This is a genomic window from Pseudomonas sp. Fl5BN2 (assembly GCF_009908205.1).
Taxonomy (GTDB): Bacteria; Pseudomonadota; Gammaproteobacteria; order Pseudomonadales; family Pseudomonadaceae; genus Aquipseudomonas.
Window position 1 is genome coordinate 1 of record NZ_JAAARL010000040.1, and the last position, 20,695, is coordinate 20,695.

18 protein-coding genes and 1 pseudogene are annotated in these 20,695 nt (G+C 62.0%); 7 read left to right on the forward strand and 12 right to left on the reverse strand.

Going from position 1 to position 20,695, the window contains the following annotated elements; all coding sequences use genetic code 11:
* Nucleotides 1–132: 132 nt before the first annotated feature.
* Complete coding sequence (locus tag GV819_RS31770) at nucleotides 133–723, reverse strand: ACP phosphodiesterase (protein WP_161759985.1); 591 nt, start codon at nucleotides 721–723, stop codon at nucleotides 133–135.
* Between the two features lie 153 nt (nucleotides 724–876).
* Here GV819_RS31770 and GV819_RS31775 point away from each other — a divergent pair, with 153 nt between their 5' ends.
* The 3 genes from GV819_RS31775 to GV819_RS31785 are packed head-to-tail and all read left to right on the forward strand — an operon-like array spanning nucleotide 877 to nucleotide 3,447.
* Complete coding sequence (locus GV819_RS31775) at nucleotides 877–1,179, forward strand: ArsR/SmtB family transcription factor (RefSeq protein ID WP_011059679.1); 303 nt, start codon at nucleotides 877–879, stop codon at nucleotides 1,177–1,179.
* Nucleotides 1,180–1,197: 18 nt separating this feature from the next.
* Nucleotides 1,198–2,364, forward strand: a complete 1,167-nt coding sequence (locus tag GV819_RS31780; protein WP_161759986.1) for an MFS transporter — start codon at nucleotides 1,198–1,200, stop codon at nucleotides 2,362–2,364.
* A gap of 33 nt (nucleotides 2,365–2,397) precedes the next feature.
* The gene (locus tag GV819_RS31785; RefSeq protein ID WP_161759987.1) at nucleotides 2,398–3,447 is read left to right on the forward strand and encodes an alkene reductase; all 1,050 of its coding nucleotides are present in this window, start codon (nucleotides 2,398–2,400) and stop codon (nucleotides 3,445–3,447) included.
* A gap of 275 nt (nucleotides 3,448–3,722) precedes the next feature.
* Here GV819_RS31785 and GV819_RS33430 read toward each other — a convergent pair.
* Nucleotides 3,723–3,836 (reverse strand): annotated as a pseudogene (locus GV819_RS33430) (DMT family transporter); the annotation flags it as partial.
* 162 nt (nucleotides 3,837–3,998) lie between these two features.
* Complete coding sequence (gene emhR / locus GV819_RS31795; RefSeq protein ID WP_161760006.1) at nucleotides 3,999–4,631, reverse strand: efflux system transcriptional repressor EmhR; 633 nt, start codon at nucleotides 4,629–4,631, stop codon at nucleotides 3,999–4,001.
* Between the two features lie 265 nt (nucleotides 4,632–4,896).
* On the opposite strand from emhR, the gene emhA reads away from it, so the two are divergent.
* The 4 genes from emhA (at nucleotide 4,897) to GV819_RS31815 (ending at nucleotide 12,220) form a co-directional block, all read left to right on the forward strand.
* Complete coding sequence (emhA, locus tag GV819_RS31800; RefSeq protein WP_161759988.1) at nucleotides 4,897–6,054, forward strand: efflux RND transporter periplasmic adaptor subunit EmhA; 1,158 nt, start codon at nucleotides 4,897–4,899, stop codon at nucleotides 6,052–6,054.
* Nucleotides 6,055–6,057: 3 nt separating this feature from the next.
* The gene (locus GV819_RS31805) at nucleotides 6,058–9,204 is read left to right on the forward strand and encodes an efflux RND transporter permease subunit (RefSeq protein ID WP_161759989.1); all 3,147 of its coding nucleotides are present in this window, start codon (nucleotides 6,058–6,060) and stop codon (nucleotides 9,202–9,204) included.
* Complete coding sequence (gene adeC, locus GV819_RS31810) at nucleotides 9,201–10,661, forward strand: AdeC/AdeK/OprM family multidrug efflux complex outer membrane factor (RefSeq protein WP_161759990.1); 1,461 nt, start codon at nucleotides 9,201–9,203, stop codon at nucleotides 10,659–10,661. Before GV819_RS31805 ends, adeC begins: the two co-directional genes overlap by 4 nt.
* Before the next feature lie 296 nt (nucleotides 10,662–10,957).
* A complete protein-coding gene (locus tag GV819_RS31815; RefSeq protein ID WP_161759991.1) occupies nucleotides 10,958–12,220 on the forward strand; it encodes an OprD family porin in 1,263 nt (420 codons plus the stop codon).
* A gap of 105 nt (nucleotides 12,221–12,325) precedes the next feature.
* Here the strand turns inward: GV819_RS31815 and pcaC are convergent, their stop codons facing one another.
* From pcaC to GV819_RS31860, 9 genes are all read right to left on the reverse strand, one after another.
* Nucleotides 12,326–12,718 (reverse strand): 4-carboxymuconolactone decarboxylase, encoded by a 393-nt coding sequence (gene pcaC / locus GV819_RS31820; protein WP_161759992.1) that lies wholly within the window; start codon nucleotides 12,716–12,718, stop codon nucleotides 12,326–12,328.
* 22 nt (nucleotides 12,719–12,740) lie between these two features.
* Complete coding sequence (pcaD, locus tag GV819_RS31825; RefSeq protein ID WP_161759993.1) at nucleotides 12,741–13,529, reverse strand: 3-oxoadipate enol-lactonase; 789 nt, start codon at nucleotides 13,527–13,529, stop codon at nucleotides 12,741–12,743.
* Between the two features lie 11 nt (nucleotides 13,530–13,540).
* A complete protein-coding gene (locus tag GV819_RS31830; protein ID WP_161759994.1) occupies nucleotides 13,541–14,905 on the reverse strand; it encodes a 3-carboxy-cis,cis-muconate cycloisomerase in 1,365 nt (454 codons plus the stop codon).
* Between the two features lie 48 nt (nucleotides 14,906–14,953).
* Nucleotides 14,954–16,249, reverse strand: coding sequence for an MFS family transporter (locus GV819_RS31835; RefSeq protein WP_161759995.1), 1,296 nt, complete (start codon nucleotides 16,247–16,249; stop codon nucleotides 14,954–14,956).
* A gap of 185 nt (nucleotides 16,250–16,434) precedes the next feature.
* Entirely contained in the window at nucleotides 16,435–17,001 is a 567-nt protein-coding gene (pcaG, locus tag GV819_RS31840) for a protocatechuate 3,4-dioxygenase subunit alpha (RefSeq protein ID WP_161759996.1), read from the reverse strand.
* Nucleotide 17,002: 1 nt separating this feature from the next.
* Complete coding sequence (pcaH, locus tag GV819_RS31845; RefSeq protein ID WP_161759997.1) at nucleotides 17,003–17,707, reverse strand: protocatechuate 3,4-dioxygenase subunit beta; 705 nt, start codon at nucleotides 17,705–17,707, stop codon at nucleotides 17,003–17,005.
* Nucleotides 17,708–17,744: 37 nt separating this feature from the next.
* Nucleotides 17,745–18,950, reverse strand: a complete 1,206-nt coding sequence (gene pcaF / locus GV819_RS31850; RefSeq protein ID WP_178126153.1) for a 3-oxoadipyl-CoA thiolase — start codon at nucleotides 18,948–18,950, stop codon at nucleotides 17,745–17,747.
* On the reverse strand, nucleotides 18,947–19,726 hold the full coding sequence (locus GV819_RS31855) for a CoA-transferase subunit beta (protein ID WP_161759999.1): 780 nt from the start codon (nucleotides 19,724–19,726) through the stop codon (nucleotides 18,947–18,949). Before GV819_RS31855 ends, pcaF begins: the two co-directional genes overlap by 4 nt.
* Nucleotides 19,726–20,583: a CoA transferase subunit A gene (locus GV819_RS31860; RefSeq protein ID WP_161760000.1), complete on the reverse strand. Its 858-nt coding sequence runs from the start codon at nucleotides 20,581–20,583 to the stop codon at nucleotides 19,726–19,728. Before GV819_RS31860 ends, GV819_RS31855 begins: the two co-directional genes overlap by 1 nt.
* Nucleotides 20,584–20,695: the final 112 nt, after the last annotated feature.

Below are 20,695 nucleotides of genomic sequence, written 5' to 3' on the forward strand. Positions count from 1 at the left end.
TTTATCGCTCATTACAACCATCGGCGTTGTCACTCTGCCTCGAACAACCTGCCGCCAGCTGCTTTTGAAAGGCTGGCGGCCTAATACTCCTACAGGATGGTCCAAAAAAACTGGACCACTACAAGCCAGCTCCTACAAGGCCTCATTCGGTTGGGTGCGTTCTGCGACGAAGCTCTGCAGTTGCGGGTAGAAGGCTCGGAAATCTTCGCTCAAGGGCTGATATAGCCGCTCCAGCTCGATCATCGCGGCAGTCAGTTCCTCCGGCCGCGACAGGCGCCGGGCGATGCCGCGCAATACCTGATCCAGAATCTGGAAATCTCGATAGGAACCGAGCCAGTCATCGGCCGCCATGTAGGGCGCAATCTGCGCCAGCCGTCCCGGCAGTTGCGGTTCGGCCGCCAGTGCCCGATAGACGTCGGCAGTGAACTGCGGCAAGGGGCGATCGGCGTACTGGCTCCAGTCCCGGGCCAGGCAATGATCGAAGAACACATCGATGACAATCCCGGCATAACGTCGCCGGGTCAGGGAGAAACGCGACAGCGCCGCCGCCACCAGCGGGTGGCTATCGGTGTAGGTATCAATGCGCCGATGCAGCTGGATCGCCGCCTCGACCTCGGGGGGAAACTGCCCTTGCAGGCGCCCTTTGACGAAATCGCCATACAAGCTGCCGAGTAATTGACCCGGGCGCTGGCCGCCGAGGTGCAGATGTGCGAGATAATTCATTCGCGCAGCTTAGCACCGCGCCAAATATATCGTTATAACTCGATATACCGATAAAGAATGACTTAAGATCAAAATCATATTGGTATATCGCGAAATAACGATTTAAATTTCGCCTCATCGCGATACAACGTTTTACGGAAAACGAGCACCGCCATGTCCCTCGACCTCGACGAAATAATAAAAGCTCTGGCTCATCCTGTACGCAGAGAAATCCTGCACTGGCTGAAAGACCCGACTGTCGAATTTCCCGATCAGGCCCACAGCAATGAGCACGGCGTGTGTGCCGGGCAGATCGATCAACGCTGCGGCCTGTCGCAGTCGACCGTCTCCGCCCACCTCGCCACCCTGCAACGTGCTGGCCTGATCAGCAGCCGCAAAGTCGGCCAATGGCATTTTTTCAAACGCAATGAGGAAACCATCCAGCAGTTCCTCACGCAAATGAGCCAACAGCTCTGATCTGACAAGGACCCGACAATGCCCCTTTCACTGCTCATCCTGGCCTTGAGCGCCTTCGCTATCGGCACCACCGAGTTCGTCATCATGGGCTTGCTGCCCGATGTGGCGGCGGACCTTGGGGTATCGATTCCCGGCGCCGGCTGGCTAGTCACCGGTTATGCCCTGGGCGTGGCTATCGGGGCACCGTTCATGGCCCTGGCGACCGCCCGGCTGCCACGCAAGGCCGCCCTGGTGGCCTTGATGGGGATCTTCATTGTCGGCAACCTGCTGTGTGCACTGGCCAGTGATTACAACGTGCTGATGTTCGCCCGGATAATCACCGCGCTGTGCCACGGCGCCTTCTTCGGTATTGGTTCAGTAGTCGCAGCAGGCCTGGTGCCCGCCAACAAGCGTGCTTCGGCAGTGGCCCTGATGTTCACCGGGCTGACCCTGGCCAACGTGCTCGGCGTACCGCTGGGCACCGCGCTGGGCCAGGAAGCCGGCTGGCGCTCGACCTTCTGGGCGGTGACAGTGATCGGCGTGGTGGCATTGATCGGCCTGCTGCGCTTTCTGCCGGCCAAGCGTGACGAGGAAAAACTCGACATGCGTGCGGAACTGGCGGCCCTCAAGGGCGCGGGGATCTGGCTGTCCCTGAGCATGACCGCGCTATTTTCGGCGTCGATGTTCACCCTGTTCACCTATGTCGCGCCGCTGCTTGGCGATGTCACCGGCGTATCGCCCAAGGGCGTGACCTGGACCCTACTGCTGATCGGCCTGGGCCTGACCCTGGGCAACATCATTGGCGGCAAGCTAGCGGACAAGCGCCTGGGGGCCACCCTGATCGGCGTGTTCGCGGCCATGGCCGTGGTGTCCACTGTGCTGACCTGGACCAGCGTTGCGCTGATCCCCACGGAAATCACCCTGTTCCTCTGGGCCACCGCCTCCTTCGCGGCAGTGCCGGCACTGCAGGTCAATGTGGTGACCTTCGGCAAGGCCGCGCCGAACCTGGTTTCTACCCTGAACATCGGCGCCTTCAACATCGGCAACGCCCTGGGCGCCTGGGTCGGCGGCAGCGTCATCGCCCACGGTTTCGGCCTGACCAGCGTGCCATTGGCGGCGGCGGTCCTGGCGATCCTGGCCCTGCTGGTGACGTTGATTACCTTTCGCCAGGGCGGCAACGCCGAACTGGCCCCTGCGACCCACTGATCCGTTTCTTTCCTATATAGAAGGCTGCATTCCATGACGACTATCTTTGATCCGATCAAGATCGGCGACCTCGAGCTGTCCAACCGCATCATCATGGCGCCGCTGACCCGCTGCCGCGCCGACGCTGGCCGCGTACCCAACGCACTGATGGCCGAGTACTACGTGCAGCGGGCTTCCGCTGGCCTGATCCTCAGCGAGGCCACCTCGGTGACCCCAATGGGCGTGGGCTACCCGGACACTCCCGGCATCTGGTCCAACGACCAGGTGCGTGGCTGGTCCAACGTGACCAAGGCAGTGCATGGCGCTGGCGGCAAGATCTTCCTGCAGCTGTGGCACGTGGGCCGGATTTCCCACCCGTCCTACCTGGACGGTGAAACGCCAGTGGCGCCAAGCGCCATCCAGCCCAAGGGCCATGTCAGCCTGGTGCGCCCACTGGCCGACTACCCAACCCCGCGCGCCCTGGAAACCGCTGAGATCGCCGACATCGTCGACGCTTACCGGGTCGGTGCGGAAAACGCCAAGGCTGCCGGTTTCGATGGCGTGGAAATCCACGGCGCCAACGGTTACCTGCTGGACCAGTTCCTGCAAAGCAGCACCAACCAGCGCACCGACCAGTACGGCGGCTCCCTGGAGAACCGTGCCCGCCTGCTGCTGGAAGTCACCGACGCCGCCATCGAGATCTGGGGCGCCGGCCGAGTGGGCGTGCACCTGGCCCCCCGTGCCGACTCCCATGACATGGGTGACGACAACCTGGCGGAGACCTTCACTTACGTAGCTCGCGAGCTGGGCAAACGCGGCATCGCCTTTATCTGCTCCCGCGAAAAAGAAGGCGCTGACAGCCTGGGCCCGCAGCTGAAAGCGGCCTTCGGCGGCCCGTACATCGCCAACGAGCGTTTCACCAAGGACAGTGCCAATGCCTGGCTGGCCAGCGGCAAGGCTGATGCCGTAGCATTCGGCGTGCCCTTCATCGCCAACCCGGATCTGCCAGCCCGGTTGAAGGCTGACGCACCGCTGAACCAAGCGCACCCGGAAACCTTCTACTCCAAAGGCCCGGTTGGCTACATCGACTACCCGACGCTGTAAGCCTGCGCAGCTGACAAAAAAGCCCCGGCTCGCCAGAGCCGGGGCTTTTTATTGCCTGCACGTTGCCAATAGCCGCTGCGAAGGCTGTGTATAGGACAGCAGGACTTTCGGCGTACGCAGGATTGTCGCTGGATCACAGCTTGAGGCAAATTTTGCATGCGCCCGCGGGTGCCAGGTTCAACGTTTGCAGTGGGCCCAGGCCACTGCCAGGCCACTTAGGCAGATCACAGCGAGCCAACCAGGCCGTAGCTGTCCGGGGTCAGGCCAAAGATCAGGAGGTACTTGGACAGCGCGTCATGGCTGGCGAAAAGCAGAACAGCCAGGCAAATCAGCGCGATCCCCTTGATCGGCTATTCTGCGCCGCTGAACGGTGAAGGGTTCACACTCATTCACACACCCGCAACAAATCCCCTACAAAATACGTAGCTCGCTATCTATCAAGATGCGGCCAGCCCGTATATAAAAGCACCCCATCGCGATCTGGCGACCGCAGGAATGAACATCCCTCGCCTTAAATGTTGACACAACTGGACTCAATTACGCATGTTGTCTTAATGACGGAGACTTGGGCTCAGGCGCAGCATATCCAGCCCGATGTCGATCCAGCGCTCTGCCTCGGTGTGCAGGGCGAAGCTTTCCGGGGCCAGCAACCATTGGTAAAGGATGCCATCGATAAACGCATGCATGCTGATAGCCGCCCTCGTCGTGTCGAGGTTTTCGGGCAATTGCCCACGATTGACTGCATTACGCAGTGCCAACTCGATGTGTACGTTGCAGTCCAGGCTGGCAGCGCGACGCTGGCGGCGCAGGTCGCACATTTCATCGGTGAATTCGCACTTATGAAACAGGATTTCATTGATGCGACGGGTTTTCGGGTCCAGGGCAACTTGATGAAACAAATGAATGAGCAATTTGCGTATCCAGCCCAACGGATCCATCTCATCTACATTTTCACTGGCTGCGGCCATCTCATCCAGCGGTTCACGCAGGCTGTCGAGCATGGCCTGCACCAGGTCGGCCTTATTGCTGAAGTGCCAGTAGATAGCGCCCCGCGTCACCCCCGCCAGCGCCGCGATATCGGCCAGGGTAGTACGCGCCACGCCACGCTCGTAAAAGGCCTTTTCGGCCGCCTCGAGTATTTGGCTACGGGTTTCTTGAGCTTCCTCTTTGGTACGACGGACCATGGCAGTAAAACCTCGATCAGGATCTTTCAGCGATGCGTGAAGACCTTCTGAATAAATATGGAACGGCATCTCAGGTGCCGTTTGCCCAGCCTACAATTCAACACCTACTGAGGCTTTTGTAACCGGATGGGTACGCCGCCAGGGTATTTACAAACAGCCATGAACGTAAGTATATTCCTTAGCAAGCTACTAATCCACTCAGCCAACTCTTTTTACCCTTCCACTTTTCTTGTGCGCCTCTCGCGTGCCTGACCCGAGGATCTTCATGCAATTCAAGCCAGCTGTTACCGCTCTGGTTACTGCCGTCGCCCTGGCATCGCTGCTCAGCGGATGTAAAAAGGAAGAGGCGGCGCCAGCCCCTCAAGCCCCTCAGGTCGGCGTGGTCACCCTGCAAACACAAGCCTTTACCTTGACTTCCGAACTCCCGGGCCGGACCACCGCGTTCCGTATTGCAGAAGTTCGCCCACAGGTAAACGGGATCATTCTCAAGCGTTTGTTCAAAGAAGGTGGAGACGTTAAGGAAGGTCAGCAGCTTTATCAGATCGATCCATCGGTCTATGAGGCAACGCTGAAGAGTGCCGAGGCCAATCTGCAATCGACCAAGTCGATTTCCGACCGCTACAAGCAATTGGTCAATGAACAGGCCGTGAGCCGCCAGGAATACGACACTGCCGTGGCCAACCGCCTGCAGTCGGAAGCCTCGCTGCAAAGCGTCCAGATCAACCTGCGCTACACCAAGGTGCTGTCGCCATTGACCGGTCGTATCGGCCGTTCCTCGGTGACCGAGGGCGCGCTGGTGAGCAACGGCCAGGCCGATGCCATGGCGGTGATCCAGCAGTTGGACCCGATCTACGTCGACGTCACCCAGTCCTCGGTGGAGCTGCTGGAGTTGCGTCGTGAGCTGGAAAGTGGCCGCCTGCAGAAAGTCGGCGAGAACGCCGCCAAGGTCAAACTGACCCTGGAAGACGGCAGCCAGTACAAGCTCGATGGCAAACTGGAGTTTTCCGAAGTCTCGGTGGATGAAACCACCGGTTCGGTGACCCTGCGCGCAGTGTTCCCGAACCCTCAGCACACCCTGCTGCCGGGCATGTTCGTACACGCCCAGTTGCAAGCCGGGGTGAACACTGCCGCAATCCTGGCGCCACAACAAGGCGTGACCCGTGACCTCAAGGGCACCCCAACCGCTCTGGTGGTTGGCCCGGATAACAAGGTCGAACTGCGTCAGCTCAAGGCCAGCCGCACTGTCGGTACCCAGTGGCTGGTGGAAGATGGCCTGAAAGCCGGTGATCGCCTGATCACCGAGGGTCTGCAATTCGTCAAGCCAGGCGTTGAAGTCAAAGCCAGCGAAGCGACCAATGTAGCAGCGAAGAACCCGGCCCCCGCACAGGCAACTGACAAAGCTGCAGGCGGCAAAGGGGAGTAAACCATGTCGAAATTTTTTATCGACCGTCCGATTTTCGCCTGGGTAATTGCCCTGGTGATCATGTTGGTCGGGGCTCTATCGATCCTCAAATTGCCGATCAACCAGTACCCGAGCATTGCTCCTCCGGCGATCGCGATCTCCGTGACCTACCCAGGCGCTTCCGCACAGACTGTGCAGGACACCGTGGTCCAGGTGATCGAGCAGCAGCTCAACGGTATCGACAACCTGCGTTATGTGTCCTCGGAAAGTAACTCCGACGGCAGCATGACCATCACCGCGACCTTCGAGCAGGGCACCAACTCGGACACCGCGCAGGTCCAGGTGCAGAACAAGCTCAACCTGGCCACCCCGCTGCTGCCTCAGGAAGTGCAGCAACAGGGTATCCGCGTGACCAAGGCAGTGAAGAACTTCCTGCTGGTGATCGGCGTGGTGTCCGAGGACGGCAGCATGTCCAAGGACGACCTGTCGAACTACATCGTGTCGAACATGCAGGACCCGATCTCGCGGACCGCGGGTGTCGGTGACTTCCAGGTGTTTGGTGCCCAGTACGCGATGCGGATCTGGCTCGACCCGGCCAAACTGAACAACTACAACCTGACCCCAGTGGATGTGAAGACCGCGGTTGCGGCACAGAACGTCCAGGTATCGTCCGGCCAGATCGGCGGCCTGCCCGCCCTGCCCGGCCAGCAACTCAACGCCACCATCATCGGCAAGACCCGCCTGCAGACCGCCGAGCAGTTCAAGGCGATTTTGCTTAAGGTCAACAAGGACGGCTCGCAAGTGCGCCTGGGTGACGTCGCGGACGTCAGCCTGGGCGGCGAGAACTACGCCGTCAGCGCCCAGTTCAACGGCAGTCCGGCGTCCGGCCTGGCGGTGAAACTGGCCAACGGTGCCAACGCCCTGGACACGGCCAAGGCTCTGCGCAACACCATCAAGGACCTGGAACCCTTCTTCCCGCAGGGCATGAAGGTGGTATTCCCGTACGACACCACCCCGGTGGTGACTGAATCCATCAAGGGTGTGGTTGAAACCCTGGTGGAAGCGATCGTCCTGGTGTTCCTGGTGATGTTCCTGTTCCTGCAGAACTTCCGCGCCACGGTGATCACCACCATGACGGTGCCGGTGGTACTGCTGGGGACCTTCGGCATCCTCGCGGCGGCCGGGTTCAGTATCAACACCCTGACTATGTTCGGCATGGTGCTGGCCATCGGCTTGCTGGTGGACGACGCCATCGTCGTGGTGGAGAACGTCGAACGGGTCATGCACGAGGAAGGCCTGTCACCCAAGGAAGCAACGAAAAAGTCCATGGGCCAGATCCAGGGAGCCCTGGTGGGTATCGCCCTGGTGCTGTCCGCGGTACTGCTGCCGATGGCGTTCTTCAGCGGCTCCACCGGGGTGATCTACAAACAGTTCTCGATCACCGTGGTATCGGCCATGGCCCTGTCGGTGCTGGTCGCCCTGATCTTCACCCCAGCCCTGTGCGCCACCATGCTCAAGGCCGTGCCACAAGGCGAACACGCCACCGAGAAGCGCGGTTTCTTCGGCTGGTTCAACCGGACCTTCGATCGCAGCGTGAAAAGCTACGAGCGTGGCGTCGGCAACATGCTGCGGCACAAGGTGCCTTACCTGCTGGCCTACGTGTTGATCGTGCTCGGCATGATCTGGCTGTTCACCCGCATCCCGACAGCGTTCCTGCCGGAAGAAGACCAGGGCGTTCTGTTCGCCCAGGTACAGACGCCAGCCGGTTCCAGTGCCGAGCGGACCCAGGTAGTGGTCGATGAAATGCGCGCCTACCTGCTGGACAAGGAAAAGGACACCGTCGCCTCGGTGTTCACTGTGAACGGTTTCAACTTCGCCGGTCGCGGCCAGAGCTCGGGTATGGCCTTCATCATGCTCAAGCCGTGGGGCGAGCGCTCTGCGGAAAACAGTGTGTTCAACCTGGCGAACCGCGCCCAGCAGCACTTCTTCAGCTTCCGTGACGCAATGGTGTTCGCCTTCGCGCCACCGGCAGTACTGGAGTTGGGTAACGCCACCGGTTTCGACGTGTTCCTCCAGGACCGCGCCGGTATCGGTCACGACAAGCTGATGGCTGCGCGTAACCAGTTCCTTGGCATGGCGGCCCAGAGCAAAGTGCTGTCTCAGGTGCGTCCGAACGGCCTGAGCGATGAACCGCAATACCAGTTGAGCATCGATGACGAACGCGCCAGTGCCTTGGGCGTGACCCTCACCGACATCAACAACACCCTGTCGATTGCCCTGGGCAGTAGCTACGTCAACGACTTCATCGACCGTGGTCGAGTGAAGAAGGTCTACATCCAGGGTCAGGCCGGTGCACGCATGAGCCCCGAAGACCTGAAGAAGTGGTACGTACGCAACAGCGCCGGGACCATGGTGCCGTTCTCCTCCTTCGCCAAGGGCGAGTGGATCTACGGTTCGCCGAAGCTGGCCCGTTACAACGGCGTTGAAGCCATGGAAATTCTCGGTGCGCCAGCCCCTGGCTACAGTACCGGCGAGGCCATGGCGGAAGTCGAAGCCATCGCGGCAAAACTGCCACCAGGTGTCGGTATCTCCTGGACCGGTCTGTCCTACGAGGAACGTCTATCAGGCTCCCAGGCACCTGCGTTGTACGCCTTGTCCCTGCTGATGGTGTTCCTGTGTCTGGCGGCACTGTATGAAAGCTGGTCGATTCCGATCGCGGTCATGTTGGTGGTGCCACTGGGGATCATCGGTGCACTGATGGCCACCAGCCTGCGGGGTCTGTCCAACGACGTGTACTTCCAGGTGGGGCTGTTGGTGACCATCGGCCTGGCGGCGAAAAACGCCATTCTGATCGTCGAGTTCGCCAAGGAACTGCATGAGCAGGGCCGTAGCCTGGTGGACGCCGCGGTAGAAGCCTGCCGCATGCGTCTGCGTCCGATCATCATGACCTCCCTGGCCTTCGTCCTTGGGGTTGTGCCACTGGCCGTCTCCACCGGCGCCGGTTCGGGCAGCCAGCATGCGATCGGTACCGGGGTAATTGGCGGTATGCTCACCGCGACGATTCTGGCGATCTTCTGGGTACCGTTGTTCTTCGTCACCGTATCGTCCATGGGCCGCAGGAAAGCGGACCAATCAGAAACTACTGCAAACCCTAATGAGGCTGGCCAATGAGCAAGTCGCTACTCTCCCTGGCAATCACCGCCATTGCGCTAAGTGGTTGCTCGCTGATACCGGATTATCAGCGACCGGAAGCGCCGGTGGCGGCGCAATTCCCCCAAGGCCCTGCCTACTCGCCAAAGGAGGCCGCCAACGTGGCGGCCGCCGAACAGGGCTGGCGGCAGTTCTTCCATGACCCGGCGCTGCAGCAGCTGATCCAGACCGCGCTGGAAAACAACCGTGATCTCAAGGTCGCGGCGCTGAACATCGACGCCTATGCCGCGCAGTACCAGATCCAGCGCGCCGACCTGTTCCCGGCGGTTTCCGCCAACGGCAGCGGCCAACGCCAGCGTCTGCCGGCCCGGGCTTCGAGCTCCGGCAAGGAGATGATCTCCAGCCAGTACTCCGCCACCGTCGGCATCAGCGCCTATGAGCTGGACCTGTTCGGCCGTGTCCGCAGCTTGAGCGAGCAGGCCTTGCAGACCTATTTCTCCAGCGAAGAGGCTCGCCGCAGCACCCAGATCAGCCTGGTGGCCAGCGTGGCCAATGCCTACATGACCTGGCAAGCCGACAAGGAACTGCTGAAGCTGACCCAGGACACCCTCGGGGCTTACGAAGAAAGCTACCGCCTGACTTCCCGCAGCAACGAAGTGGGTGTGGCCTCGGCCCTGGACCTGAGCCAGTCACGGACCTCAGTGGAAAACGCCCGGGTACAACTGGCGCGCTACACCCGCCAGGTGGCCCAGGATGAAAACAGCCTGACCCTGTTGCTGGGCACGGCGATTCCGGCCAGCCTGCCGACTGCCGAACCGCTGTCGGCCGACCTGCTGAGCGATCTGCCAGCGGGCCTGCCGTCGGAGCTGCTGCAACGGCGTCCGGACATCCTCGAAGCCGAGTACAAGCTGAAAGCGGCCAATGCCAACATTGGCGCGGCACGAGCAGCGTTCTTCCCGAGCATCAGCCTGACGGCCAACGCCGGCACCTTGAGCCCGGACCTGTCGGGCCTGTTCAAGGGGGGCTCGGGGACCTGGCTGTTCCAGCCGCAGATCAACCTGCCGATCTTCAACGCAGGCAGTCTGCGTGCCAGCCTGGACTACTCGAAGATCCAGAAAGACATCAGCGTCGCGCAGTACGAGAAGTCCATCCAAACCGCCTTCCAGGAGGTCTCCGATGGCCTGGCAGCACGCCAGACCTACAACCAGCAGTTGCAGGCCCAGCGTGATTTCGTCAGCGCCAACCAGGACTACTACCGTCTGGCCGAGCGCCGCTATCGCATTGGCGTCGACAGCAACCTGACCTTCCTCGATGCCCAGCGGTCGCTGTTCAGCGCCCAGCAGGCGTTGATCACTGATCGCCTGTCGCAGCTGACCAGCGAGGTCAATCTGTACAAGGCCCTCGGCGGTGGTTGGGGCGAGCAGACTGCGAAGAACGAAGCGGTATCTGAAAAGGCACCGGCGCTGCACCTGTTCTAAAGCACGCTCCGTTGCATGAAAACCCACCTGACGGTGGGTTTTTTTATATGTACTGATTAGGACATTTGTGTTCGCTGATCGCCCAGAAAGCATTTCCTCCAATTGATTGCCCCTGATGGGCGTCGCACCATTCCCGGCACCTGGACAAACCAATAACAACAGGTTCGATGCCATGCCCTCACGCCCTGCCCGTTCCGGCTGACCTTCAAGCTCCAACTTGCACACCTTGAAACCTGTCTGCATGGACTTTTACGGCAGTGCGTTGCTGCGCCCCTAACAATTAGAGAGACCGATCAATGAAGCCAAACACTGCACCTCAACCCCTTCTACCCAGCCTTCTGGCCCTGGCACTGGCCAGTGCGGCGTTGCCGGCAGTGGCCGAGGAGTCGGGCTTTTTCGAAGACGCCCAGGCCAACCTGAACCTGCGCAACTTCTACATCAACCGCAACTTCACCAACCCGAGCAAGGCTCAGGGCAAGGCCGAGGAATGGACCCAGAGCTTCATTCTCGATGCCAAGTCCGGGTTCACCCAAGGCACCGTCGGTTTCGGTATCGACGTACTGGGGCTGTACTCGCAGAAACTCGATGGCGGCAAAGGCACCGGTGGCACCCAGTTGCTCCCCCTGGATCACGACGGCCGCCCGGCAGACAACTTCGGGCGCCTGGGAGTGGCCTTCAAGGCTCGACTGTCGCAGACCGAGGTCAAGGTCGGCGAGTGGATGCCCGTGCTACCGATCCTGCGCTCGGATGATGGCCGCTCATTGCCACAGACCTTCCGTGGCGGCCAGATCACCTCGAAGGAAATTGCCGGCCTGACCCTCTACGGCGGCCAGTTCCGCGGCAACAGCCCGCGCGACGACAGCAGCATGAGCGACATGACGATGTTCGGCAAAGCGGCCTTCACCTCCGATCGCTTCAACTTCCAGGGTGCGGAATACGCCTTCAACGACAAACGCACCCAGATCGGCCTGTGGAATGCCGAGCTCAAGGACATCTACAGCCAGCAGTTCGTCAACCTGATCCACAGCCAACCCCTGGGCGACTGGACCCTGGGCGCCAACCTCGGCTTCTTCTATGGCAAGGAAGACGGCAGCGCCCGCGCCGGCGATCTGGAAAACCGTACCTGGTCCGGCCTGTTCTCAGCCAAATACGGCGGCAACACCTTCTATGTCGGCTTGCAGAAGCTCACCGGCGACAACGGCTGGATGCGGGTCAACGGCACCAGCGGCGGCACCCTGGCCAACGACAGCTTCAACGCCAGCTACGACAACGCCAAGGAAAAATCCTGGCAGGTGCGCCATGACTACAACTTCGCCGCCCTCGGCGTACCGGGCCTGACGCTGATGAACCGCTACATCAGCGGCAGCAACGTACACACCGCCACCGTCAGCAACGGCAAGGAATGGGGCCGGGAAAGCGAACTGGCGTACACCGTGCAGAGCGGCACGCTGAAAAACCTCAACCTGAAATGGCGCAACTCCACCATGCGCCGGGACTTCAGCAACAACGAGTTCGATGAGAACCGCCTGATCATCAGCTACCCGCTCAGCCTGCTGTAAACCTGCCCCGAGCAGATCGCGATCTCGCTCCTGTAGGAGCGAGCTTGCTCGCGATCAGGGGCACCGCAGATCAACCGACACGCCCCTTCGCCGGCAAGCCGGCTCCTACAGGCGCGATTCGGTGCCCAACTCGTCCCACACCGATTCCGCCAGGTGGAAGGTGGCGTTGGCCGCCGGGATGCCGCAGTAGATCGCACTCTGCATGATCACTTCCTTGATCTCGCTGCGGCTCACGCCATTGTTGGCCGCGGCGCGCAGGTGCAGCTTGAGTTCTTCGTTGCGGTTCATGCCGATCAGCATGGCGATGGTGATCAGGCTGCGGGTGTGCCGCGGCAGGCCCGGGCGGGTCCAGATGTCGCCCCAGGCATGGCGGGTGATCATTTCCTGGAACTCCGAGTTGAACTCGGTCAGGGCATTCAGGCTGCGGTCGACATGGGCATCGCCCAACACCGCGCGGCGTACCTGCATGCCTTCGTCATAGCGTTGCTTCTCGTCCACAAAGGGCTCCTTGAATCGTCTCTCAGGCCAGCAGGAAATCCACGACCCGGGCGCTGAAAGCGTCGCCGGCCTGGACGTTGGACAGGTGCGCGGCATAGAACTCGGCGTACTCGGCGCCCGCCACGTGCTGCTGGATGAAGTGCCCGCCGGACGGTGGTGTCACAGCGTCTTCAGTGCCGGCAATCACCAGGGTCGGCACCTTGATCACTCCCAGTTGCTCACGGAAATCCGCATCCCGCACCGCCGCGCAGTTGGCCGCATAGCCTTGCGGCGAGGTGGCCGCGAGCATGTCAGTGATCTGCTTGGCCTGGTCAGGGTGAGCTTCGGCGAAGTCGGCGGTGAACCAGCGGGCGATTGAGGCATCGCGCAGCGCCACCATGGCCGCCTGGCCATCACGCAGCACGGTCTCGATCCGCGGGTTCCACACCGACGGCTCGCCAATCTTCGCCGCGGTGTTGCACACCACCAGCTTGTGCAGGCGTTCGCCGGCGTTGATCCCCAGCCACTGGCCGATCAACCCGCCCATGGACAAACCGCAGAAATGTGCGCGCGGGATATCCAGGGCATCCAGCAGCGCGACGACGTCGCGCCCCAGTTGCTCGATGCTATAGGGGCCTTCGGTGACCAGGGAGCGGCCATGGCCACGGGTGTCCATCCGCAGCACCCGGAAATGCCGGGTGAAAGCCGTCATCTGCTTGTCCCACATGTTCAGATCGGTGCCCAGGGAGTTGGACAGCACCAGTACCGGCGCGCCCTCGGGCCCTTCGAGTTGATAGTGCAGATCGCCCTCGGCGAGTTTCACGAATCCCACAGCAGTCTCCTTCAGGCCTTCAAGGCAAAATGTTCAGCCACGGCACGCTCGACCCAGGCCTGCGCCTGGCCCAGGTAATGCGCCGGGTCCAATAGACGGTCCAGGTCCGCCGCCGACAGCTCGGCCGTGACCTGGGGCTCATCCCCCAACACCGCGCGCAGATGGCGCTGTTCGGCCACCGCGCGCTTGCAGCATTGTTCCAGCAAATGGTGGGCGGTTTCCCGGCCCAGGCGCTGGGCCAGGGCGATGCTCACCGCCTCGGCAAGCACCAGCCCCTGGGTCAGGTCGAGGTTGCGCGCCATCCGCGTGCTGTCGACTTCCAGACCCTCGGCCACCAGCAAGGCTTGTTGCAGGGCGCCGGACACCAGGCAGCAGATTTCCGGCAGGGTTTCCCATTCGGCGTGCCACAGGCCCAGGCTGCGTTCGTGCTCCTGGGGCATGGCGCTGAACATCGTCGCCAACAGGCCAGGCACCCGAGTCGCCGCGCTGATCAAGACCGCTGCACCCACCGGATTGCGCTTGTGCGGCATGGTGGACGAACCACCCTTGCCCGGCGCCGAGGGTTCGAAGACTTCGGCCGCCTCGGTCTGCATCAGCAGGCTGATGTCCCGTCCCAGCTTGCCCAGGCTGCCGGCCAGCAAGCCCAGCACCGAGGCAAACTCCACCAGGCGATCGCGCTGGGTGTGCCAGGGCTGTTCCGGCAGGCTCAGGTGTAATTCGTCGGCCAGGGCTTCGGCGATGGGCAGCGCCTGTTCGCCCAGGGCAGCCAGGGTCCCGGAGGCACCGCCGAACTGCAGCACCAGCAGGCGCGGCTTGAGTTGCTGCAGGCGCTCGCGACTGCGGGTCAGAGCCCCCAACCACCCGGCGATCTTCATGCCCAGGGTCACCGGCGTGGCGTGTTGCAACCAGGTCCGGCCGGCCATCGGGGTCGCGGCAAAACGTTTGGCCTGGGCGGCCAGGATCCCCCCCAGGCGCTCCAGGTCCTGCTCCAGCAGTTGCATGGCGCGGCGCAGTTGCAGCACCAAGCCGCTGTCCATCACGTCCTGGCTGGTGGCTCCCAGGTGCACAAAGCGCTCGGCCTCGCCATCGCAGCGGGCAATCTGCTTGCCCAGAGCCTTGACCAGGGGAATCGCCGAATTGCCGGCCGTGGCAATCGCTTCGCCCAGCAGTTGGAAGTCATACAGCGCGGCGTGACAGGCCGACTCGATGGGCGCCACCGCACTGGCGGGGATCACCCCAACCCGGGCCTGGGCCCGGGCCAGGGCCGCTTCGAAATCGAGCATCGCCTGGACCCGCCCCTGATCGCAGAATACTCTGCGCATTTCCCGGGCAGTAAAGTAGGCATCGAACAACTGATTGCTCGCAGTCAAGGTCATAAACAGTCCTTAGCAAGCCTGCGCCCGAGCCGGGCGCAGGCACACAGGTCAAAGATCGTGGTGCAGGTACGCGGCCTGTTTCGGCAAACGCAGGCTGAACAGAAAGGCAATCGCCATCATCACTGTGACGTACCAATAGAAGGTGTTTTCCATGCCCATGTTCTTGAAGTTCAGGGCCACCCACTCCGCCGAGCCACCGAAGATCGCATTGGCCACCGCATAAGCCAAGCCCACCCCTAGCGCGCGCACCTGCGGCGGGAACATCTCGGCCTTCACCAGGCCGCTGATGGAGGTGTAGAAGCTGACGATGGACAGGGCCAGAGTGATCAATACGAAGGCCAGGAAAGGGCTGGTAACGGTCTTCAGGGTCAACAGGATCGGTACCGTGAACAAGGTACCCAGGGCACCGAACCAGAGCATCGAACGGCGCCGGCCGATCTTGTCCGCGAGCATGCCGAACAACGGCTGCATGCACATGTAGAGGAACAGCGCGCCGGTCATGATGTAGCTGGCGGTTTTGGCGTGCATGCCTGCGGTGTTCACCAGGTACTTCTGCATATAGGTGGTGAATGTGTAGAAAATCAGCGAGCCGCCGGCGGTGTAGCCGAGCACGGTAATAAAGGCCGCCGAGTGATTCTTGAACAACGCCGCGATGCTGCCGGCGTCCTTGTCCTCGCGCATCTCCTTGCTGGTGGTTTCCTTTAGCGAACGGCGCAGCAGCAGGGAGATCACCGCCGCCATGGCGCCGATCACGAATGGAACGCGCCAGCCCCAGGCCTTGAGCTCCGCTTCATCGAGAAACTGCTGGAGGATCACCAGCACCAACACCGCCAGCAGTTGCCCGCCAATCAGGGTCACGTACTGGAAGGACGCGAAGAAACCGCGCTGGCCCTTGAGCGCCACTTCACTCATGTAGGTGGCGGTGGTGCCGTATTCGCCCCCTACCGACAGCCCCTGAAACAGGCGCGCCACCAGCAGCAGGAACGGTGCCCAGGCGCCGATGCTGGCATAGGTCGGCAGGAAGGCAATGACCAGGGAACCGGCGCACATCATCAGCACCGAGATCATCATCGAGTTCTTGCGCCCGTGGCGGTCGGCGACCCGGCCGAACAACCAGCCACCGATGGGGCGCATCAAAAAGCCTGCGGCGAACACCCCGGCAGTGTTGAGCAACTGCACCGTAGGATCATCAGAGGGGAAGAACGCCGGAGCAAAGTAGATGGCGCAAAAGGCATAGACGTAGAAGTCGAACCATTCCACCAGGTTGCCGGAGGAGGCACCGACAATTGCAAAAATCCTTTTGCGGCGTTCCTCTCCGGTGTAGTGACTTGTAGTTGTAGTCATGGCTTTTCACTCGTGGGGGACAGTGTGAGTCTAGACACACCTGGCAACATTCCCGCTCCCTGTAGCCGCCGCCGAAAGCTCGGGTGGCGTGTCGGCGATAGCGCCAGCGTCAGCACAATCGCCACGCCCGGGCTGGCGCAGCCTGCGACAGCCGCCACAAGAGCCAGGACGGCAGCCGCCTCCCGTCAGTAATCGAAGAACACGGTTTCCACATCAGTGCCTTGGAGGATCACATTCCATTGGTACTGGCCGCTGGCATCCGTCTTGGCCAGCAAGGTCTCGCGACGCTCTGCGGGCACACAGGCCAGCAACGGATCGGCAGCGTTGGCCGGCTCGCCGTCGAAGTAGATGCGGGTCAGCAGGTGCTTGACCAGGCCGCGGGCGAACACCAGCACCACCAGGTGCGGCGCCTGGATCGTGCCCTTGAGGCCCGGGACAGTACCCGGCTTGATGGTGGTGAAGCGAAAGCGCCCCTCGGCATCCACCGGCACCCGCCCGAAGCCCTGGAAATTCGGATCCAGGGCTTTGTCCTGGTCGTCTTCAGGGTGGCGATACTTACCGGCGGCGTTGGCCTGCCAGACTTCCAGCATCGCGTCGTTGACGAAGTTGCCGTTACCGTCCACCACCTGGCCGGTGATTGCCACCCGCTCGCCCAGGGTACCGGCCTGGGTCAGGTCCTCGCGGTTCAGCCAGGTCAGGCCGATGTGGTAGTAGGGGCCAACGGTGTGGGACGTGGTCGCGGTCAGGGTCATGTTATTTCTCCATCGGCGTGGCGTCACGGCCGCGCAGGACGATGTCCCAACGGTAACCGAGGGCATAGGAAGGAATGGTTTTCTCCAGGTCGAAACTGGCGATCAGGCGTTCCTTGGCACGGGTGTCCGGCACGCAGTTGTAGATCGGGTCGTAGGCCAACAGCGGGTCCCCGGGGAAATACATCTGGGTCACCAGACGGGTGAGGACACTCGGGCCGAACAGCGAGAAATGGATGTGCGCCGGACGCCAGGCATTGTGGTGGTTGCCCCACGGATAAGCGCCGGGCTTGATGGTCTGGAACTGGTACCAGCCATCGGCGTCGGTGACGGTGCGCCCGGTGCCGGTGAAGTTCGGGTCCAGGGGCGCGTCGTGCAGGTCGCGGTCATGGTTGTAGCGACCGGCGGCGTTGGCCTGCCAGATCTCCACCAGGATCCCCGGCACCGGCAGTCCGTTTTCGTCCAGTACCCGGCCGTGGATGATGATCCGCTCGCCCTGGGGCTCACCGGCATGCTGGGCCGTCAGGTCGTTGTCCTGGTCCTGCAGGTACTCGGCGCCGATGCTTGGGCCGGTGATTTCCGACAGCGAATGGGGCAGGAACACCAGCGGCTTGGACGGCGACCGGGTGTTGGTCGACTGGTAGGCCGGGTGCAGATAATCAGGCTGAGTACCCGCTTGCGGGCGCCGGTAACCGGGCTTGTCACTCATGGTGGTTCCTCGTTCTCTTCTTATATAGGGCAGTCATTCAGACGCGCTCGATGGCCAGTGCCAAACCTTGGCCAACACCCACGCACATGGTCGCCAGGCCTTTTTTACCACCGGTCTTTTCCAGTTGATGCAGTGCGGTCAACACCAGGCGCGCGCCGCTCATGCCCAATGGGTGACCCAGGGCGATAGCACCGCCGTTGGGGTTGACCTGCGGCGCGTCGTCCGCCAGACCCAACTCGCGCAACACCGCCAGACCCTGGCTGGCAAAGGCCTCGTTGAGCTCGATGACGTCGAAGTCACCGACCACGATCCCTAGGCGCTCAACCAGCTTGCGCACCGCCGGCACCGGGCCGATGCCCATGACCCGAGGTGCGACACCGGCGCTGGCCATCCCCAGAACTCGCGCACGCGGCGTCAGGCCGTGTTTTTTCACCGCCTCGGCTGAGGCCAGGATTAATGCCGCAGCACCGTCGTTGACCCCCGAAGCATTGCCGGCGGTGACGGTCTTGTCCGGGCCATTGACCGGTTTGAGCTTGCCCAGGGTCTCCAGGGTGGTGTCGCCACGAGGATGCTCGTCCTGCTCCACCACGGTCTCGCCCTTCTTGTGGGCGATGCGCACAGGGACGATTTCCTCGGCGAAGAACCCTGCGGCCTGGGCGGCGGCGGTACGCTGCTGGCTGCGCAGGGCAAAGGCGTCCTGGTCAGCACGGGACACCTGGTAGTCGTCCGCTACGTTGTCGGCGGTCTGCGGCATGGCATCCACGCCGTACTGGGCTTTCATCAGCGGATTGATGAAACGCCAGCCGATGGTGGTGTCTTCCAGTTTCATGTTGCGCGAGAAGGCGCTGTCGGCCTTGCCCATGACAAAAGGCGCGCGGGACATGGACTCGACGCCGCCGGCGATCGCCAGTTCCATCTCACCACTGGCAATGGCACGGAACGCGGTGCCGATGGCATCCATGCCCGAAGCACAAAGGCGGTTGAGGGTGACTCCCGGCACGCTGTCCGGCAGACCTGCCAGCAGCAACGCCATGCGTGCCACATTGCGGTTGTCCTCACCGGCCTGGTTGGCACAGCCGAAGAACACCTCGTCCAGGGCGTTCCAGTCCACTGCTGGATTACGTTCCATCAGCGCCTTGATCGGTACCGCAGCCAGGTCATCGGCGCGGACTGCCGACAGCCCCCCGCCAAAACGGCCAATGGGGGTACGGATCGCATCACAGATAAATACCTCACGCATCAGGCTTCTCCAGGCGCTTGACCATGGGCCGCGGCAGTGCGGGCTTCCAGGTCACGCAGGGCAGTGAGTTCGACTTCGGTAGGGACGGCGGTCTCGGCCACCTGATCGGCGAAACGGATGGCCCAGCCAGTGGCGGCCACCACCTGCTCGCGGGTCACCCCCGGGTGCAGTGCCGTGACGATGAATTCGTGGGTGTCGGCTTCCGGCTCCATGATGCACAGGTCGGTGATGATTCCCACCGGACCGGCTCCAGGCAGGCCCAGGCGCTTGCGCGAGTCGCCGCCTTCGCCGTGACCGACGGAAGTCACGAAGTCCAGCTTGTCGACGAAGGAACGCGACGACTGCTTGAGGATGATCAACACGCTTTTTGCCGAACCGGCAATCTCTGGAGCACCGCCGGCGCCCGGCAGGCGTACCTTGGGCCGGTGATAGTCACCCACCACGGTGGTATTGATGTTGCCGAAACGGTCGACCTGGGCCGCACCAAGGAAACCCACGTCAATGCGTCCACCCTGCAGCCAGTAGCGGAAGATCTCACCGGTGGGGACCACGGTATCGGCGGTTTCCGCCAGCTCGCCGTCACCAATGGACAACGGCAACACGCTGGGCTTGGCACCGATTGGGCCGGACTCGTAGATCAGCACCACGTCCGGCGACGAGGTCAGGCGCGCCAGGTTGGCGGCCTTGGACGGCAAGCCGATGCCGACGAAGCAGACCGAGCCGTTCTGCAGGCGACGGGCCGCCGCAACAGTCATCATTTCGTTGGTGGAGTAGGTCATTACTTGGCCTCCGAAGCGGCGGCCAGCTTGGCCTGGAATTCACTGAAGTCAGCACTGCCGTGGATGTATTCGTTGATCCACGCGGTGAAGGTCTCACGGTCGCGGGCGATGGGGTCCCAGGCCTGATAGAAGCGATTGTCACGCTCGGAGTAGCCGTGGGCGTAGGACGGATGAGCACCGCCAGGCACATGGCAAACCGCACTCAGGGCCCAGGTTGGCAATACGCAGGCGTTCATCGGAGCCTTCAGGTCATCGACGATTTCCTCGACGGTGACAATGCAACGCTTGGCGGCCAGGGCCGCTTCTTTCTGCACGCCAAGGATGCCCCACAACAGGACGTTGCCCTGGCGGTCGGCCTTCTGTGCGTGGATCACCGTGACGTCAGGGCGTACCGAAGGCACCGCGGCCAGCACTTCACCGGTGAAGGGACAGGTCACGCTCTTGATCAGCGGGTTGACCTTGGGCAGATCCGAGCCGGCATAGGCCCGCAATACCGCGAATGGCAGGCCGGAAGCGCCTGCAACGTAAGCGTTGGCCAAGTCGGCGTGGCTGTGCTCCTCGATCTCCAGGGGCTGCGGCCATTGTTTTTCCACGGCGTCGCGCAAGCGATGCAGGGAACCCACGCCAGGGTTGCCACCCCAGGAGAAAATCAGCTTGCGAGCGCAACCGGCACCGATCAACTGGTCATAGATCAGGTCAGGCGTCATCCGTACCAGGGTCAGGTCTTTCTTGCCCTGGCGGATGATTTCATGACCTGCGGCCGTAGGGATCAGATGGGTGAAGCCTTCGAGCGCGACGGTATCGCCGTCGTTGATGAACTGCTTCACCGCGTCGTGCAGCGAAAGGATTGCAGCCATGGGTGGGGTCTCCCGGTTGTTATTCAGCGACTGGAGAAAAGGCGCTCTGGGCGCGCCGCAGTGACTGAAGATTAAGCCGGAGCAAAACCCCAAACAATCCGATAATCGACTG

What these genes read in the sequence shown, in the direction of transcription:
- GV819_RS31770 (WP_161759985.1), bottom strand. Translation starts at nt 723, where the DNA reads ATGAATTATCTCGCACATCTGCACCTCGGCGGCCAGCGCCCGGGTCAA.
- GV819_RS31775 (WP_011059679.1), top strand. Translation starts at nt 877, where the DNA reads ATGTCCCTCGACCTCGACGAAATAATAAAAGCTCTGGCTCATCCTGTA.
- GV819_RS31780 (WP_161759986.1), top strand. Translation starts at nt 1,198, where the DNA reads ATGCCCCTTTCACTGCTCATCCTGGCCTTGAGCGCCTTCGCTATCGGC.
- GV819_RS31785 (WP_161759987.1), top strand. Translation starts at nt 2,398, where the DNA reads ATGACGACTATCTTTGATCCGATCAAGATCGGCGACCTCGAGCTGTCC.
- emhR (WP_161760006.1), bottom strand. Translation starts at nt 4,631, where the DNA reads ATGGTCCGTCGTACCAAAGAGGAAGCTCAAGAAACCCGTAGCCAAATA.
- emhA (WP_161759988.1), top strand. Translation starts at nt 4,897, where the DNA reads ATGCAATTCAAGCCAGCTGTTACCGCTCTGGTTACTGCCGTCGCCCTG.
- GV819_RS31805 (WP_161759989.1), top strand. Translation starts at nt 6,058, where the DNA reads ATGTCGAAATTTTTTATCGACCGTCCGATTTTCGCCTGGGTAATTGCC.
- adeC (WP_161759990.1), top strand. Translation starts at nt 9,201, where the DNA reads ATGAGCAAGTCGCTACTCTCCCTGGCAATCACCGCCATTGCGCTAAGT.
- GV819_RS31815 (WP_161759991.1), top strand. Translation starts at nt 10,958, where the DNA reads ATGAAGCCAAACACTGCACCTCAACCCCTTCTACCCAGCCTTCTGGCC.
- GV819_RS31830 (WP_161759994.1), bottom strand. Translation starts at nt 14,905, where the DNA reads ATGACCTTGACTGCGAGCAATCAGTTGTTCGATGCCTACTTTACTGCC.
- GV819_RS31835 (WP_161759995.1), bottom strand. Translation starts at nt 16,249, where the DNA reads ATGACTACAACTACAAGTCACTACACCGGAGAGGAACGCCGCAAAAGG.
- pcaG (WP_161759996.1), bottom strand. Translation starts at nt 17,001, where the DNA reads ATGACCCTGACCGCGACCACGTCCCACACCGTTGGCCCCTACTACCAC.
- pcaH (WP_161759997.1), bottom strand. Translation starts at nt 17,707, where the DNA reads ATGAGTGACAAGCCCGGTTACCGGCGCCCGCAAGCGGGTACTCAGCCT.
- GV819_RS31855 (WP_161759999.1), bottom strand. Translation starts at nt 19,726, where the DNA reads ATGACCTACTCCACCAACGAAATGATGACTGTTGCGGCGGCCCGTCGC.
- GV819_RS31860 (WP_161760000.1), bottom strand. Translation starts at nt 20,583, where the DNA reads ATGGCTGCAATCCTTTCGCTGCACGACGCGGTGAAGCAGTTCATCAAC.